Annotated in this window: 13 protein-coding genes; 8 read left to right on the top strand and 5 right to left on the bottom strand. The window is 32.8% G+C overall.

Going from position 1 to position 15,242, the window contains the following annotated elements; all coding sequences use genetic code 11:
• Positions 1–71 precede the first annotated feature (71 nt).
• The 5 genes from secG to miaB form a co-directional block, all read right to left on the bottom strand.
• The gene (gene secG / locus Q4Q40_RS09610) at positions 72–437 is read right to left on the bottom strand and encodes a preprotein translocase subunit SecG (protein WP_303301581.1); all 366 of its coding nucleotides are present in this window, start codon (positions 435–437) and stop codon (positions 72–74) included.
• Entirely contained in the window at positions 437–1,465 is a 1,029-nt protein-coding gene (locus tag Q4Q40_RS09605) for a DUF8458 domain-containing protein (protein ID WP_303301580.1), read from the bottom strand. The genes secG and Q4Q40_RS09605 overlap by 1 nt, the downstream gene beginning before the upstream one ends.
• 4 nt (positions 1,466–1,469) lie before the next feature.
• Complete coding sequence (gene lptE / locus Q4Q40_RS09600; RefSeq protein ID WP_303301579.1) at positions 1,470–1,976, bottom strand: LPS assembly lipoprotein LptE; 507 nt, start codon at positions 1,974–1,976, stop codon at positions 1,470–1,472.
• A gap of 140 nt (positions 1,977–2,116) precedes the next feature.
• Positions 2,117–3,385 carry a sigma-54 interaction domain-containing protein gene (locus Q4Q40_RS09595; protein WP_303301578.1) on the bottom strand — a complete coding sequence of 423 codons (1,269 nt, stop codon included), beginning with the start codon at positions 3,383–3,385 and terminating at the stop codon, positions 2,117–2,119.
• A gap of 106 nt (positions 3,386–3,491) precedes the next feature.
• Complete coding sequence (gene miaB / locus Q4Q40_RS09590; protein ID WP_303301577.1) at positions 3,492–4,940, bottom strand: tRNA (N6-isopentenyl adenosine(37)-C2)-methylthiotransferase MiaB; 1,449 nt, start codon at positions 4,938–4,940, stop codon at positions 3,492–3,494.
• A 179-nt stretch (positions 4,941–5,119) separates the two neighbouring features.
• Here miaB and Q4Q40_RS09585 point away from each other — a divergent pair, with 179 nt between their 5' ends.
• The 8 genes from Q4Q40_RS09585 to porL all read left to right on the top strand — a co-directional run bounded on the left by Q4Q40_RS09585 (position 5,120) and on the right by porL (position 15,193).
• The gene (locus Q4Q40_RS09585) at positions 5,120–5,815 is read left to right on the top strand and encodes a lipocalin-like domain-containing protein (protein WP_303301576.1); all 696 of its coding nucleotides are present in this window, start codon (positions 5,120–5,122) and stop codon (positions 5,813–5,815) included.
• A 256-nt stretch (positions 5,816–6,071) separates the two neighbouring features.
• On the top strand, positions 6,072–7,313 hold the full coding sequence (locus tag Q4Q40_RS09580; RefSeq protein ID WP_303301575.1) for an LVIVD repeat-containing protein: 1,242 nt from the start codon (positions 6,072–6,074) through the stop codon (positions 7,311–7,313).
• A gap of 158 nt (positions 7,314–7,471) precedes the next feature.
• Positions 7,472–8,242 carry a hypothetical protein gene (locus tag Q4Q40_RS09575; RefSeq protein ID WP_303301574.1) on the top strand — a complete coding sequence of 257 codons (771 nt, stop codon included), beginning with the start codon at positions 7,472–7,474 and terminating at the stop codon, positions 8,240–8,242.
• 19 nt (positions 8,243–8,261) lie between these two features.
• A complete protein-coding gene (locus tag Q4Q40_RS09570; RefSeq protein WP_303301573.1) occupies positions 8,262–9,044 on the top strand; it encodes a hypothetical protein in 783 nt (260 codons plus the stop codon).
• A gap of 139 nt (positions 9,045–9,183) precedes the next feature.
• Entirely contained in the window at positions 9,184–11,691 is a 2,508-nt protein-coding gene (gene topA, locus Q4Q40_RS09565) for a type I DNA topoisomerase (RefSeq protein ID WP_303301572.1), read from the top strand.
• An 88-nt stretch (positions 11,692–11,779) separates the two neighbouring features.
• Entirely contained in the window at positions 11,780–12,946 is a 1,167-nt protein-coding gene (locus tag Q4Q40_RS09560) for a formimidoylglutamase (RefSeq protein ID WP_303301571.1), read from the top strand.
• 162 nt (positions 12,947–13,108) lie between these two features.
• Entirely contained in the window at positions 13,109–14,476 is a 1,368-nt protein-coding gene (gene porK, locus Q4Q40_RS09555) for a T9SS ring complex lipoprotein PorK/GldK (RefSeq protein ID WP_303301966.1), read from the top strand.
• A 78-nt stretch (positions 14,477–14,554) separates the two neighbouring features.
• The gene (gene porL / locus Q4Q40_RS09550; protein ID WP_303301570.1) at positions 14,555–15,193 is read left to right on the top strand and encodes a type IX secretion system motor protein PorL/GldL; all 639 of its coding nucleotides are present in this window, start codon (positions 14,555–14,557) and stop codon (positions 15,191–15,193) included.
• The last annotated feature ends 49 nt before the right edge of the window (positions 15,194–15,242 follow it).

Below are 15,242 nucleotides of genomic sequence, written 5' to 3'. Positions count from 1 at the left end.
GACAAACTTGCAGAAACAAAAAATGCCAACTTTTAAAGTTGGCATTTTTTGTTTCTTTTAATAAGGTGAATTTATTCTCCTGTAGAATCATCTGGTGTTGCAGTTGCAGCATCATTAGTTGATGGTACTGGAGTTGGTAAAGGAGCAGGAGCAGTTGTTGGTGCATCTAGATCTAAAGCTTTAGAATCTACACTTTCCGATCCTCTGTTAATGGCTATATTAGATGCTAATATTAAAACTAACAATAGGGTTGCTAAAGTCCATGTACTTTTATCTAAAAAGTCAGTGGTCTTTTTTACACCTCCTAATTGTTGTGTGCCACCGCCACCAAAAGATGATGATAATCCACCTCCTTTAGGGTTTTGCACCATAATTACTACGATTAATAAAAATGCTACTACTACAATTAATGCTAAAAATATTGTAAACGTACTCATTATTCTGTATTATTTTGTTCTTTTAATTGCTTTACAGCCTTAATTTGGTTTGCAAAGAAACCACTTTTTTCTGGATATTTCAAACTTAAAATTTTATAAGATTGAATTGCTTTTTTGTAGTTTTTTTGTTCTACATAGATACGTGCTAAAGTCTCAGTCATTAAGGCTTCTGGTTGTATCATTTGCGCTTTTGCAAGATTCCCTTTTGTAATTGTGGCTTTAAAAGGGTTTATTTTAGGGTTTTTTGTAATGAATTGATCAATAAGCTCAAACTTTTTACTTTTATTTAAAGCATCAGAAGATATTTCTTCTACTGGTTTTGGAGTCTTATCCTCATTTTTTTCATCCTTATCTTTTTCATCTTTATCTCTTTCAATGGGTTTATAATGTGCTAATTTTAACCATTGATTAAAAGAATGAGTTTCTTTTTTATCAAACTGAAGCGGCTTTCCAATATTTAATATGTCGTTAACAGACTCCTTCTGTGTTTTTGTTTCTGAAGTAATCTTTTCATCTGAAGTAGCCTTTTCATCTGTAGTAGTTTTTTCGTCTGTAGTAGTTTTTTCAATGGTTTCAGATTGATCTAAAACAAAGTTTACTGCTTTTTTAGGACGTGCTTCTTTGGGTTGAAACAAAGAAGGATCTAATACACCTAAAGTGTCTTTAATTTGTTGTTTTAAATCATGATCTACTTTAATGCTTTTATTTACCGAAAGATCTTCAACAGTAACATCGATGTCTTTTAGGTGTGTTGTGTTTTGTTTTATAAACTGTGAAATTTCATTTTGAATGAACGCTTCCGATGTGATAAAATCAAATAAAATACTTCTGTCTGTTGTGTAAGCAGCAGTCGTTTTAAGTTCTTGATTGTATTTAAAACTACTTTCATTTTTTAAGCCTTTAAGATATACCGCATGAGCCGATTGAAAATAAGGAAATTCATCGATAACAGATTTGACATCCCGAGTTTGTTGATGTGTTATGGTTTGCGGATGCTGTAATATGTTTATGAAATCTGTTGAGTTCATTAGGTTACCATTTGGCTAAAGTTGCATTAAAAATATCTTGTGTTAAGCGCTCAAAAATTTCGTCATGAGCTGTTGTTTTTTGTGAGCCAATAAGTTGAGAACTGGCTGGGTAATCATAAAAAAATGAAAAACTCTGTTCTAGATCGTCCTCTGGTTTCTTTTTGTTATAAAAACGAAGTTTTATACCAATAGTTAACCTATTTTGAGCAGCTGTATTTTCAGAGGTTGCCGTTGTTGGAGAAACTCTATAATTGGAAATCTCTCCTTCGTAAACGATGTCTCCATTTGAGGTAACAAGGTTCAGGTTGGTTTGATTTTGTATTAAATCTTGAAGTGTGTTTTGAAAAAGTAACTCTAACCCAGGTTCAATTAATAATGATGTATTCTCAAAACGATTCACTTGAAATGTTTTAACATCTGCAGGAATGGAAGCTCCCGTGAATGAATAAACCCCACAACTTATAAAGGTTGAGATAATTATTGATAAAAAGATATATTTTATGTATTTCATTTATTGTATTGAATTTTTGCTTTTACTTCGATTACATTTTAACTGTATGTTTGTGACATTTAGCTAATATTTGTAAAACGAATGGTTAGTAGTTTTGTTGTAATCTAGACTGAAAACTACAACTGGCTACTGCCAATTTTTTAAAGATCATATTGTTTTATCTTTCTATATAATGTCCGTTCACTAATGCCGAGTTCGGCAGCAGCTAATTTACGCTTTCCGCTGTGACGTTCCAGCGATTTTTTTATTAATTCTAATTCTTTGTCATGTAACGACAAGGTTTCTTCTTCTTCAATCTCTTCGGCAAAATGATATTTGTCTTGAATGTTTACTATTTCAACATCATTAGATGTATGCTCTGGAATAGAGATAACTTCATTCCTTTCTATTGATTCTTCGTAGTTGGCACCGTCTTCGTCATCATTCCCATAAATCTTTTGAATTAAACTTTCGTTATTTTTCTCAACATCCTTAGTATTATCATTTTTCATAAGCTCCATAGTAAGCTTTTTCAAATCGTTTAGGTCGCTTTTCATATCAAAAAGGACTTTATACAAAATTTCGCGCTCACTACTAAAATCACTTTCAGATTTTGAAGTTTTAATAACTGCAGGCAAATTAGTGCCAGAAATAGGTAAATAACTTTGAAGTGTTGCAGCAGTTATAGTGCGGTTTTGTTCCAATACTGACAATTGTTCTGCAATATTACGAAGCTGACGAATGTTACCACTCCAACGATGTTTTGCTAATATTTGAATAGCATTGTCTGTTAGTTTTACAGTTGGCATTTTATATTTAAGGGCAAAGTCGCTAGCAAATTTTCTAAACAATAAATGAATATCTTCTCGTCGCTCGCGTAATGGCGGTAAATGTATGTCTACTGTGCTTAATCTATAATATAAATCTTCACGAAACTTTTCTTTTTCAATAGCTTCAAACATATTTACATTGGTTGCTGCTACAATACGAACATTCGTTTTTTGTACTTTACTGGAACCAACTTTTAAAAACTCACCATTTTCTAGAACACGTAATAGACGTACTTGAGTAGTTAATGGCAATTCTCCAACTTCATCTAAAAAAATAGTACCACCATCGGCTACTTCAAAATAACCTTCTCTGGTTTGTGTCGCTCCTGTAAAAGCACCCTTTTCGTGTCCAAAAAGTTCACTGTCAATAGTTCCTTCGGGAATAGCACCACAGTTTACAGCGATGTATTTATTATGTTTTCTATGCGATAATTGATGTATTATTTTCGGAATGCTTTCTTTCCCAACGCCACTTTCTCCAGTAACCAAAACCGAAATATCGGTAGGAGCTACCTGAATCGCTTTTTCAATAGCACGATTTAGTGAAGGGGTATTACCAATAATGCCAAAACGTTGTTTTATAGATTGTATTGATTCCATTTATTTTTTAGATTTTAGAGTCAAGACAAAAGAACCGAGACTTTAAATTTGATTGTATCGCTATTTCTTTCTGCATAAGTGTCTTGCTTTTTTTGTCTATTTATCTTTAATTATTTTCAGAATACGCAATAGCCTCACCAATAAGTGTTGCACTGGTACAGTCTGTTATTTCTACATTTACAAAATCACCTATTTTATAATGTTCCTTTGGAAATACGGCTACAATATTTTGCGATGTACGTCCAGACCACTGCGAGTTAGATTTTTTAGATTCTTTTTCAATTAACACTTCTACAATCGTATGGAGGTGTTCTTTGGTTCTAATTTCACTGTGTTCACGTTGTAAATCGACAATATCTTGCAGTCTTCGTTTTTTTATTTCCTCTGGCACATCATCTTTCATTTTACGTTCAGCCATAGTTCCAGGGCGTTCTGAATAGGTAAACATATAACCGAAATTATATTTTACATAGTTCATTAATGAAATGGTATCTTGAAAATCTTCTTCTGTCTCCGTTGGAAATCCAACAATCATATCCTGACTAATAGCACAATTTGGGATAATACGACGAATATTATCAATTAGATCAAAATATGCCTTGCGTGTATGTAAACGATTCATTTCCTTTAAAATGCGGTCACTTCCGCTTTGTACTGGTAAGTGAATATGATTACAAATATTAGTATGTTTTGCCATAGTCTCTATTACATCCAACGTTAAATCTTGTGGGTTTGATGTTGAGAAGCGAATACGCATTTTTGGTTGAGTTTTGGCACAAAGGTCTAATAAGTTAGAAAAGCTTACAGCACTAGCTTTTTGAATCTCACTTGCTTTATCAAAATCTTTTTTTAATCCACCACCATACCAAAGGTAGCTGTCTACATTTTGACCAAGCAAAGTAATTTCTTTAAAGCCTCTATTCCATAAATTATTCACTTCTTCAAGAATACTTTGTGGATCTCTACTACGCTCGCGCCCACGTGTAAAAGGAACCACGCAAAAAGTACACATGTTATCACACCCACGCGTAATGGAAACAAAGGCAGTAACGCCATTCGTATTTAAACGTACAGGAGAGACATCACCATAAGTTTCTTCTTTAGAAAGAATAACATTAATAGCATCGCGACCTTCATCAACTTCGGCTAAGAGATTAGGTAAATCCTTATAAGCGTCTGGACCAACAACCAGGTCTACAATTTTTTCTTCTTCAAGAAATTTTGTTTTTAACCGCTCTGCCATACATCCCAAAACACCTACTTTCATTTTAGGGTTATGTTCTCTTTTTACAGCATTGTATTTTTCTAAACGCTTACGTACGGTTTGTTCCGCTTTATCTCGTATAGAGCAGGTGTTTACCAAAACCAAATCGGCATCCTCTAAATTTTGCGTCGTGTTAAACCCTTGATCCGCCATGATAGAAGCCACAATCTCACTATCACTAAAATTCATGGCACATCCATAACTTTCAATAAAAAGCTTGCGTTTATTGTTTTCTTTTTGTTCTAGGGCGAGCGATTCACCCTGTTTATTTTCATCTATGATCTTCTCCATAATATACCGAAACTGATAGCAGTCAATAAGTGTGCAAAGATACAATTTATTTGTGTTTTATGACAAACTGACAGTTTGAATTTATTTCAATTATTGGAAGTTGAAAATACTGTTTTACGCAACCAAAATGGGTTTTTGGTATCTATTTAAAAAAAACAAAAACTTTAAAAATGCTATTTATGAAAAAGATTTTATTTGTTGTTTCTGTAATATTTTGTTTTACGAACATGACATGTTCAGATGATGATACGATTAAAAATGAATCAGATGATTTTTTAATAGGTAGTTGGATAGACCCAATCTATAATGGTGAAAATACCACGTTTAGAAAAGCGACAGATTTACCTAAAGAAGATTATGGGATTTTATTTAAAGAAAATGGAGGCTTTGTTGAGCGTACATCTGGATGGTGTGGAACGCCACCATTATTTTTTTCCGATTATAGTGGAGAATGGCAGTTAGATAATGCGCTTATAGTAATATCTCAAGAACAATATCCTAGTTATGCCTGGCGCATTGTATCACTTACTGAGAATGAATTAGTCGTAAAAAAAGAGCTGACAGAGCAGGAGCAAGACCATCGAGATTTAATGGATTTATTTGATGAGATTTATCAATTGTCTACAAGTATTTCCTGTACAAACGCTAACGATTGGACTTTTACCACTTATGGTTCTAAAGCTTGTGGTGGCTTTCAAGGGTATATCGCTTATTCTACAAAAATAGATACAGTAGCTTTTTTGAAAAAAGTTGAAGACTACACAAATTTAGAAAAAGCATATAATATAAAATGGGACATTGTTTCAACATGCGATTTACCTGCGCAAGCAAAGGGAGTTGTATGTGAAAACGGATATCCTGTACTGGAATATTAATTCGAAATGGGAGCATTACGGTTAGGGAAATGAAATTTAAGACCAAACAACTATTGTAAACAACAATATATTATATTAACTTAGTTTCAGATCCCTATACTTTTGTCAATGCAGAAATAATAAATAAAGAAGCTTGTTTGACGGTATTTGAAAAACTATTTCATTTAATTTAACATCACGTCAAATTAATGGAAGTAATGAAATTATATTGTATATTAAAGGCTTCATTAAATTATAAATATTAAAACGACCAGCTATGAAATTAAAATATCTTTTTTTATCCTTATTTTTTATAAGCATATGGTCTTGTGATGAAAAAGATCTAGACTTAGAGCTTGTTCAAGTGGCTACTCCAGAGTTAATGACTAAAACCGATTTTAGAAATTCGGTTGCAATTACAGTGCCTAAAAATATTGAAAAGGTTGGTAAAATATATGCTTATAAAAACTACATTTTTGTTAGTGATGTTAATAAAGGGGTGCATGTTATCGATAATTCAAATCCTGTTTTGCCAAAGGCGATTAAGTATATTAATATTCCTGGAAATGAAGATATTTCGGTGAAAGATGATTTTTTATATGCAGATAGTGCTACCGATTTAGTGGTTTTTGATATCTCTGATATTAATTCGATTTCTTTAGTTGAAAGGTTAGAAGATGTTTTTACTATTTATAACTATAATATTCCTATTGAAGCCCAAGCTGTTGATTATGGAAAAATGGATTATGAGAATGAAATTATTGTTGGCTGGAAGGTAACTTCCGAATGGCGTAAGAAAATAGACAACAGATTAATTGCTGTAGAAATAATATCAAATGATGTCGCTTTTAACTCGGCAGAATCTGTTACAGGACAAGGAGGTTCTTTAGCGCGTTTTCAAATAGTTGAGAATTATTTATATACAGTAGGGAATTATCAAATGGCTATTTTTAATATTCAAAGTTTGTCATCACCAGTACTTGAAAATACGCAAAATGCGGGATGGAACATAGAAACGATGTTTCAAGCTAATGGTTATTTGTATTTAGGAAGTACTAACGGGATGTATATTTATAGTATAGAGAATCCATCATCGCCAGAATATGTTTCAGAGTTTACTCATTGGGAAGGGTGCGACCCTGTAATTGTTGATGGAGATTACGCTTATTTAACATTGCGAGGCGGTAACGATTGTGGGCAAGAAGAAAGTGTTTTAGAAGTTATAGATATTAGCGATAAAGCAGCTCCAATATTGGCAAATCGTTATGAATTACAAAATCCTTACGGATTGGGTATTAAAGAAAACACATTATTTGTTTGTGATGGCACCTCTGGACTAAAGTTATTTGATAAAGTAGATCCGTTACATGTAAAACTAACAAAAACATATGGGGATGTTCAGGCGAAAGATGTTATCCCATTAGAAAGCAACTTGCTTATGGTAGGGGGTAATACATTGTACCAATATAAATATATAGAAAAAGGTGTCGAGTTATTAAGTTCGTATACGTTAAAATGATACTCTGACATATAAGCTGTCCTACTAAATAAGTTGACAGTTTTTAATAAAATAGATTAAAACTGAGGCGTTAAGTTCTCAGTTTTTTTGTGTTATATTGCGTCATATTTAAAAAAAAATGTATCTTTTTAAAATTGAAAACCAATTTAACAAAGCCCATGGATACCCTAAATTCTCTATTCCAAAAAATAAACAACGCAGCACCTTTAGATTTTGGCACTATTATTAGCGACTCTATAGATTTATATAAGAAAGTCTGGCTTAAAGGGCTTTTAGTTATCTTGTTCATAGTAATTGCTTCTATGATTATAGGTTTTGTCTTCGGACTTATAGGTCTTGCTCCTAATGCTTTTGATTTTAGTAATGGATTTGATTTAGAGTTGATTACGAGTTTTTATTCTCAAAATGTGATTTACAGTATTCCCCAAACGATTTTGATAAGCACTTTAACTCTTGCTTTTGTAGCCGCTTTTTATAGGATTTGCAAACAAGTAGATTCGGGAGAAACTGGAAACGACGACTATTTTTATTTTTTTAATAAAGAATACTTTACGAAGGTCTTTATGTTAGGTATTATATATAGTTTAATAGCAACAGTTGCTCAGCTATTGTTTTTAATTCCTTACATATATGTAATTGTGCCTTTATCGTACTTTGCTATTGTTTTTGCTTTTAATCCAGATTTGAGTGAAACAGAAATAGTAAAAGCAAGCTTTGCTTTAGGAAATAAAAAATGGCTAATCACTTTTGGGGCGCTATTTGTTACAGGGATTTTAGGAATGTTAGGGATATTGGGGTGTGGAGTAGGACTGTTTTTAACAGTATCTATTGTTTATTTACCTGTATTTTTAATTTATAAGAAAGTAATAGGCTTTAAAGTAGATAGTGAGATTGAAAAAATAGGACTTAGGGACGATTTTGATTATTAATGATTGATGAAATTTATATATGAATACAATCAACAGTTTATTAGAAAAGATAGAAAATGCCAAAGCTTTAGATTTTGGAACTATTTTAAATGAGTCTATTGAGTTATTTAAAAAGACATGGCTCCAAGGTTTTTTATTGCAACTATTTACAATAATACTTGTAATGCCTTTAATTGTTGTTTTGTATCTTCCTTTAATAGGTGTTTTAATAGCACAACAAGAAGGTGACACTTCGGGTTTTGAATCGTTTAATGGTTTTTTTGTAGGAATGTCACTGTTATATGTCTTAATTGTAATTGTTGGGGTTTTTGTTTTTGCGGCAATTTCTGTAGCTTTAAATGCCGCTTTTTTTAGAATAATGAAAAAGTTAGATTATAATGAAGCAGTAACAACATCCGATTTCTTTTTTTTTGTAAAAGCAAAGCATTTAAGTAAAATATTTGTATTAATGCTGGCTTCTTTCGGAATTGCCATTTTAGCTGCATTATTATGTTATTTCCCTATATTTTATGTAATTATACCATTATCTTATTTTTCATTGATGTATGCATTTAATCCAGAACTTAGTGTGGGAGAGATTGTAAAGGCAAGTTTTAAATTAGGGCATAAAAAATGGTTAATCACTTTTGGCGTAATCATGGTAGCCTCTATGTTGTCACAACTAGTTGGTTTTTTATTATGTGGAGTAGGAATATTTTTTACAGCTTCTTTTGTTTACCATCCAACGTATTTTATATATAAAAAGGTTATTGGGTTTAAACGCACTGATGCTATTGATGAGATAGGGATTTTATCCGAATAAATTTTTAAATTTCGATATAAAAAACCTGCTTATTACATGTTAAAAGCAGGTTTTTTTATTTAAAAAATAAACAGATAATCTGTAAAATGCGGCAGATAAACTTTTTTTCATATACATTTGTAGCTTCAAAAATTGAAGTATGACGAAGAATTTAGTGATTGTTGAGTCACCAGCTAAAGCGAAAACCATTGAGAAATTTTTAGGAAAAGACTTTAAAGTAGAGTCTAGTTTCGGGCATATATCCGATTTGCCTTCCAAAGAATTGGGGGTCGATGTTGATGGTGATTTTAAACCAAATTATGAGGTTTCTAAAGATAAGAAAGCAGTTGTAAAAAAATTAAAGGACTTAGCTAAAAACGCAGAATGGGTTTGGTTAGCAAGTGATGAAGATCGAGAAGGAGAGGCTATTGCTTGGCACCTGTCTGAAACTTTAAAACTAGATAAAGAAAAAACAAAACGTATTGTTTTTCACGAAATCACAAAAGCGGCTATTCAAAAAGCAATTGAAAACCCAAGGGGGATTGATTACGATTTGGTAGATGCACAACAAGCCCGTCGTGTATTAGATAGAATAGTTGGTTACGAGCTTTCTCCAGTACTTTGGAGAAAAGTAAAAGGAGGCTTGTCGGCTGGTAGAGTTCAATCTGTTTCAGTAAGGTTAATTGTTGAAAAAGAAAGAGAAATTCAAGGCTTTGCTTCTGTAGCCTCATATAGAGTTGATGCAGAGTTTTCTAACGAAGACGGACAAACCTTTAAAGCGAAACTGCCAAAGAATTTTTCAACAAAAGAAGACGCTCAGAAATTTTTAGAAAAAAATAGTACGGCGACTTTTAAGGTGTCTGATTTAGAAAAAAAGCCAGCAAAAAAATCACCCGCAGCACCATTTACAACATCTACATTACAACAAGAAGCCTCACGTAAATTATATTTTTCAGTAAGTAAAACCATGACAATGGCGCAACGCCTTTACGAAGCAGGTTTAATTACTTATATGAGAACAGATAGTGTTAACCTATCAGACGAAGCACGAAAAGGAGCAGAGGCAGAAATTGAAAGTGCTTATGGCTCGAGATATAGCAAACCAAGAAATTATAAAGGAAAAGCAAAAGGAGCTCAAGAAGCGCATGAGGCTATTCGTCCAACGAACTTTTCAACACATTCGGTAGATATCGATAGAGATCAAGCACGCTTATACGATTTAATTTGGAAACGTGCCATTGCATCACAAATGAGTGAAGCAGAGTTAGAACGTACCAATGTTAAAGTTAGCGGATCTACGCATAATGAAACCTTTACAGCTAATGGAGAGGTTATCACTTTTGATGGCTTTTTAAAAGTGTATTTAGAAGGAACAGATGACGAAGATGTTGAGCAAGAAGGTATGCTACCAGCAATGAAAGTTAATGAGACACTTCTTAATAGTTATATTACAGCAACAGAACGTTACACACGACCACCAGCAAGGTATACAGAAGCATCCCTTGTTAAGAAGTTGGAAGAATTAGGAATTGGGCGTCCATCAACATATGCGCCAACTATCTCAACCATACAGAATAGAAACTATGTAGAAAAAGGAGCTGTAGAAGGTGTGGAGAGAAGTTATACACAATTAAAGCTTCAAAATGGTGATGTAAGTGATAAAAAATTAACTGAAAAAGTAGGGTCAGATAAAGGAAAACTAGTGCCAACAGATATTGGTATGATAGTAACCGACTTTTTGGTAAATCATTTCGAAACTATTTTAGATTATAATTTTACAGCTAAGGTTGAGGCCGATTTTGATGATATAGCCGAAGGGAATGTGAATTGGACTAAAATGATGAAATCATTTTATAAAGATTTTCATCCAAAGGTGGAAGATGTAAAAGAAAATGCAGAAAGAGAATCGGGCGAGCGTATTTTAGGAACAGATCCAAAATCTGGAAAGCAAGTAAGTGTACGTTTAGGTAAGTTTGGACCCATGGTGCAAATAGGTACTGTTGATGATGAGGAGAAACCACAATTTGCCAGTTTGAGTCCAGACCAGCAATTAACTACTATTACTTATGAAGAAGCTATGGATTTATTTCAGCTTCCAAAGAGTTTAGGAACTTATGAAGGAGAAGACCTTGTGGTGAATAATGGCCGTTTTGGTCCGTATGTTAAGTTTGGCGATTCGTTTGTTTCGTTGCCAAAAGGTGTAGATCCTTTAAGTGTAGAGTTTGATGCTGCCGTTGTTTTAGTTAAAGAAAAGCAAAAAGCAGACGCACCTATATATATGTATAAAGAATTACCTGTACAAAAAGGAAAAGGGCGTTTTGGACCATTTATTAAATGGAACAACATGTTTATTAACGTAAATAAAAAATACGATTGGGATAATTTATCTGATAATGATATTATTGAATTAATTGAGACCAAGATTCAAAAAGAGATAGACAAGGTTATTCATAATTGGGAAGAAGAAGGTGTTCGTGTTGAAAAAGCGCGCTGGGGTCGACATAATGTTTTGAAAGGGAAAATAAAAGTAGAACTTGCTAAAACAGTTGATGTTTCAGAAATGACTTTGGAAGAAGCTAAAGCAATTATAGAAGCCAATACTCCAAAGAAAAAGGCAACAAAGAAAAAAACAACTAAGAAAAAAGCACCAGCAAAAAAGAAGTCATAAGAAAGAAGTGAGTCGTTCTATGTTATAAATAGAATTAGTCAATGGTGGTGCATTACATTTGATAAATTTAAAAAGAGAAGAATAGCTAATGAATTTTAATTTTTTGTCTCCTGTTTCAGATTTGGTTTTAGCTCATAACGAATTACTTTCGTCTCAATCCTTAGGAAGAAAATTAAAAATTCACTCAGAACAGTATGGTATACCAGATTTAGACCATGTAGATATTGCTATTTTAGGTGTTTTAGAAAACAGGAATGATATTAATTATATAGGAGAAGAATTCCATTTAGATGAAATTCGAAAATCTTTATATAGCCTTTTTCCTGGAAGTTGGAATACCAACATTGTAGATTTAGGCGATATTAATAAAGGGGAGAGTGTAGAAGATACCTATTTTGCACTAAAAACTGCAATAAGTATTTTGGTAAAAAAAAATATTATACCAATCATACTAGGAGGAACACAAGACCTCACCTATGCGAATTATAGGGCTTATGATACTTTAGCACCTATGGTTAATATTGTAAATGTTGATAGTAAATTCGATTTAGGTGATTCCACCAAACCAATAAAGAATAATAGTTTTGTTGGTAAGATAATTTTAGATAGACCTTATAACCTATTTAATTATGCAACTATCGGATATCAAACTTATTTCAATTCGCAAGAAGAGATCGATTTGATGGATAGTCTTTATTTTGAATCCTATAGACTAGGACAGGTATCTAATGATATTTCTAGTGTTGAACCAGCATTGAGAGATGCTAATATTGTTAGTATTGATTTAACTTCGATAAAAGGATCAGAGGTTAGCCTAAATCAAAAATATTCGCCTAACGGATTGGATGGAAAGGAGATTTGTGCTATTTCGCGTTATGCAGGTATTAGTAATAAAGTAACTTCTTTTGGTATTTATGAATATAAACCTTCCAAGGATGATGAAATAACATCCATGTTAGTATCACAGATAATTTGGTATTTTATCGAAGGTGTTAATTACAGAGTAAAGGATGATGATTTTTCAGATGATAGAAATTACCAAAAATTTATTACAATGATAGACTCTCAAGAATTGGTGTTTTATAAGAGTAATAAAACAGGTAGATGGTGGATTGAAATTCCCTTTTTATCCGAAGTAAATAATAAATTGAAAAGACATACGTTATTACCATGCATGCATCAGGATTATTTGGACGCTTGTAATAATAAGCTGCCAGACCGTTGGTATAAAGCATTCCAAAAGAATTGTGTTTAATGCCAAAAACAGTTCAAAAGTTAATTTCATCGGTAAAGCGTTATTTTTTTACGATGAAATGTATTTTTTTTACTAAAAAAGTTGTTTTTTAAAAAATATATAAATATGTTTACGCTCTCAAAAATGAAGCTTAAACTAATTAACCTCGAGTTTTCTATGGATATGAAGAAGTTTATATTATTAATCGCAGTAATAACAATGCTAGCTAGTTGCGGCTCTAAGGATAGAGGAGAACTAGTGGGTGTGCAAGGAAAGAAATGGCACCCAGAAAAACCTTTTGGAATGCAACTCATTCCTGGAGGATCGTTTATTATGGGTAAAGCGGATGATGATCTTGCTGGCGTGCACGATGCACCCGCAAAAACAGTTACTGTAAGAGCCTTTTATATGGACGAAACAGAAATAACAAATAGCGAGTACCGCCAATTTGTTAATTGGGTAAGAGACTCAATAGTTAGAATGAAACTTGCTGTATTGGCTGATGAGGTTGGTAAAGTACCCGAAGATGGAGGTATTGGTGAGTTTGCATTTAAAGATGCAGATACAGCTAATATGTCTGTTTACGAAAAGTATATGTTCGAAAACTATACAGGTTTAGGACCAACAGGATATGAAGGACGAAAAATCAATCACGATGTTGATTTGATTTTTAACACAGGAGAATATCCAGATGAGTATTATACTGAAGTAATGGATACGATGTATCTTCCTATGGAAGAGTCTTATAATGGACAACGTACTTGGGATGTAAAAAAGTTTAAATTCCAATACAGTTATATGGATATTCAGGAAGCTGCCAGAAACAGAGGTCTTAAACGTAAAGATGCTCTAATAAAAGAAGAAATTGAAGTATATCCAGATACCACTGTTTGGATTAGAGATTTTGCATACTCTTATAATGAGCCGATGCATAACGACTATTTTTGGCACGATGCTTACAGTGATTATCCAGTAGTTGGTATAACATGGACACAAGCTAAAGCCTTTTGTGAGTGGAGAACTATTAATAAAAACTCATACCAAAAATCTAAAAAAGGTTCAGCTATGGTAAATAGATTTAGATTACCATCTGAAGCAGAGTGGGAATATGCAGCAAGAGGAGGTCTTCAAGCAGCAACTTATCCATGGGGAGGACCTTACACTAAAAGTGATAGTGGTTGCTTTATGGCAAACTTTAAGCCTGTAAGAGGAGATTATGCTGCAGATCAAGCATTGTATACAGTAGAAGCCAAGTCTTACGAGCCTAACGATTATAATTTATATAACATGGCAGGTAATGTGTCAGAATGGGTAAACGCATCTTATGATGCTTCATCTTATGCTTACACATCAACAATAAACCCGAGTGTAAATGATCGTCAAAATAAGCGTAAAATTGTAAGAGGTGGATCATGGAAAGATGTAGCATACTTTTTACAAGTAAGCTCTAGAGATTATGAATACGCTGATTCAGCAAGAAGCTATATTGGATTTAGAACAGTACAAGATTATATGGGGACAAAAGTGACTAATAATTCCAGTAACAAATAAGAATCAAATCAATAACAATAATAAATACTATTAATTAACCTACTTAAGTATCTTACTTAAAATTAAAAACCAAAAATTATGGCAAAGTCAAAAGCAAGTAAAAGATTTATGAATATGGCTTATGGATTAGGAGCAGCAATTGTAATCGTTGGAGCTCTATTCAAAATTATTCACTTCGAAATTGGACCTTTAACAGGTAACGTAATGTTAACTCTTGGTCTTGTAACAGAAGCAATTATTTTTGCACTATCTGCATTCGAACCAGTTGATGATGAATTAGATTGGTCGTTAGTGTATCCAGAATTAGCAGGGGGAGCACAAAATGGAAAAAAAGAGAATGAGAATCCACAAGGGATGTTAGCTAATAAATTAGATGAGTTATTAAAAGACGCTAAAATTGATGGCGAATTAATGGCAAGTTTAGGAGAAAGCATTAGAGGATTTGAAGGGGCAGCAAAAAATATGTCTTCTACTGTAGATTCTGTTGAAGCAGCTAAAAAATATGGTGAAGAATTATCATTAGCTGCTGCTCAAATGGAATCATTAAACAGCTTATATAAAGTACAGTTAGAAAGCGTTAATAAACAAGCTTCAATTAATGAAGAATCTATTGAAAATGCTGCTCAATTAAAAGAGCAAATGCAATCATTAGCATCAAATTTATCTTCATTAAACGGTGTTTACGGTGGTATGCTGTCTGCAATGCATAAAGACTAATTAGGGGTTAATCCCAAATTTTTATTAATTAACCAAAAACCTAATTAGA

It is taken from the genome of Flavivirga jejuensis, from assembly GCF_030540765.1.
In the GTDB taxonomy this organism is placed as follows: domain Bacteria; phylum Bacteroidota; class Bacteroidia; order Flavobacteriales; family Flavobacteriaceae; genus Flavivirga; species Flavivirga jejuensis.
This window is presented reverse-complemented; position numbering and strand designations above follow the sequence as displayed.

Excerpts from the sequence above, each read along its gene's own strand:
- porK (WP_303301966.1), top strand. The coding sequence starts at position 13,109 with ATGAAGAAGTTTATATTATTAATCGCAGTAATAACAATGCTAGCTAGT.
- Q4Q40_RS09605 (WP_303301580.1), bottom strand. The coding sequence starts at position 1,465 with ATGAACTCAACAGATTTCATAAACATATTACAGCATCCGCAAACCATA.
- Q4Q40_RS09560 (WP_303301571.1), top strand. The coding sequence starts at position 11,780 with ATGAATTTTAATTTTTTGTCTCCTGTTTCAGATTTGGTTTTAGCTCAT.
- porL (WP_303301570.1), top strand. The coding sequence starts at position 14,555 with ATGGCAAAGTCAAAAGCAAGTAAAAGATTTATGAATATGGCTTATGGA.
- Q4Q40_RS09585 (WP_303301576.1), top strand. The coding sequence starts at position 5,120 with ATGAAAAAGATTTTATTTGTTGTTTCTGTAATATTTTGTTTTACGAAC.
- topA (WP_303301572.1), top strand. The coding sequence starts at position 9,184 with ATGACGAAGAATTTAGTGATTGTTGAGTCACCAGCTAAAGCGAAAACC.
- Q4Q40_RS09570 (WP_303301573.1), top strand. The coding sequence starts at position 8,262 with ATGAATACAATCAACAGTTTATTAGAAAAGATAGAAAATGCCAAAGCT.
- miaB (WP_303301577.1), bottom strand. The coding sequence starts at position 4,940 with ATGGAGAAGATCATAGATGAAAATAAACAGGGTGAATCGCTCGCCCTA.
- Q4Q40_RS09575 (WP_303301574.1), top strand. The coding sequence starts at position 7,472 with ATGGATACCCTAAATTCTCTATTCCAAAAAATAAACAACGCAGCACCT.
- lptE (WP_303301579.1), bottom strand. The coding sequence starts at position 1,976 with ATGAAATACATAAAATATATCTTTTTATCAATAATTATCTCAACCTTT.
- Q4Q40_RS09580 (WP_303301575.1), top strand. The coding sequence starts at position 6,072 with ATGAAATTAAAATATCTTTTTTTATCCTTATTTTTTATAAGCATATGG.
- Q4Q40_RS09595 (WP_303301578.1), bottom strand. The coding sequence starts at position 3,385 with ATGGAATCAATACAATCTATAAAACAACGTTTTGGCATTATTGGTAAT.
- secG (WP_303301581.1), bottom strand. The coding sequence starts at position 437 with ATGAGTACGTTTACAATATTTTTAGCATTAATTGTAGTAGTAGCATTT.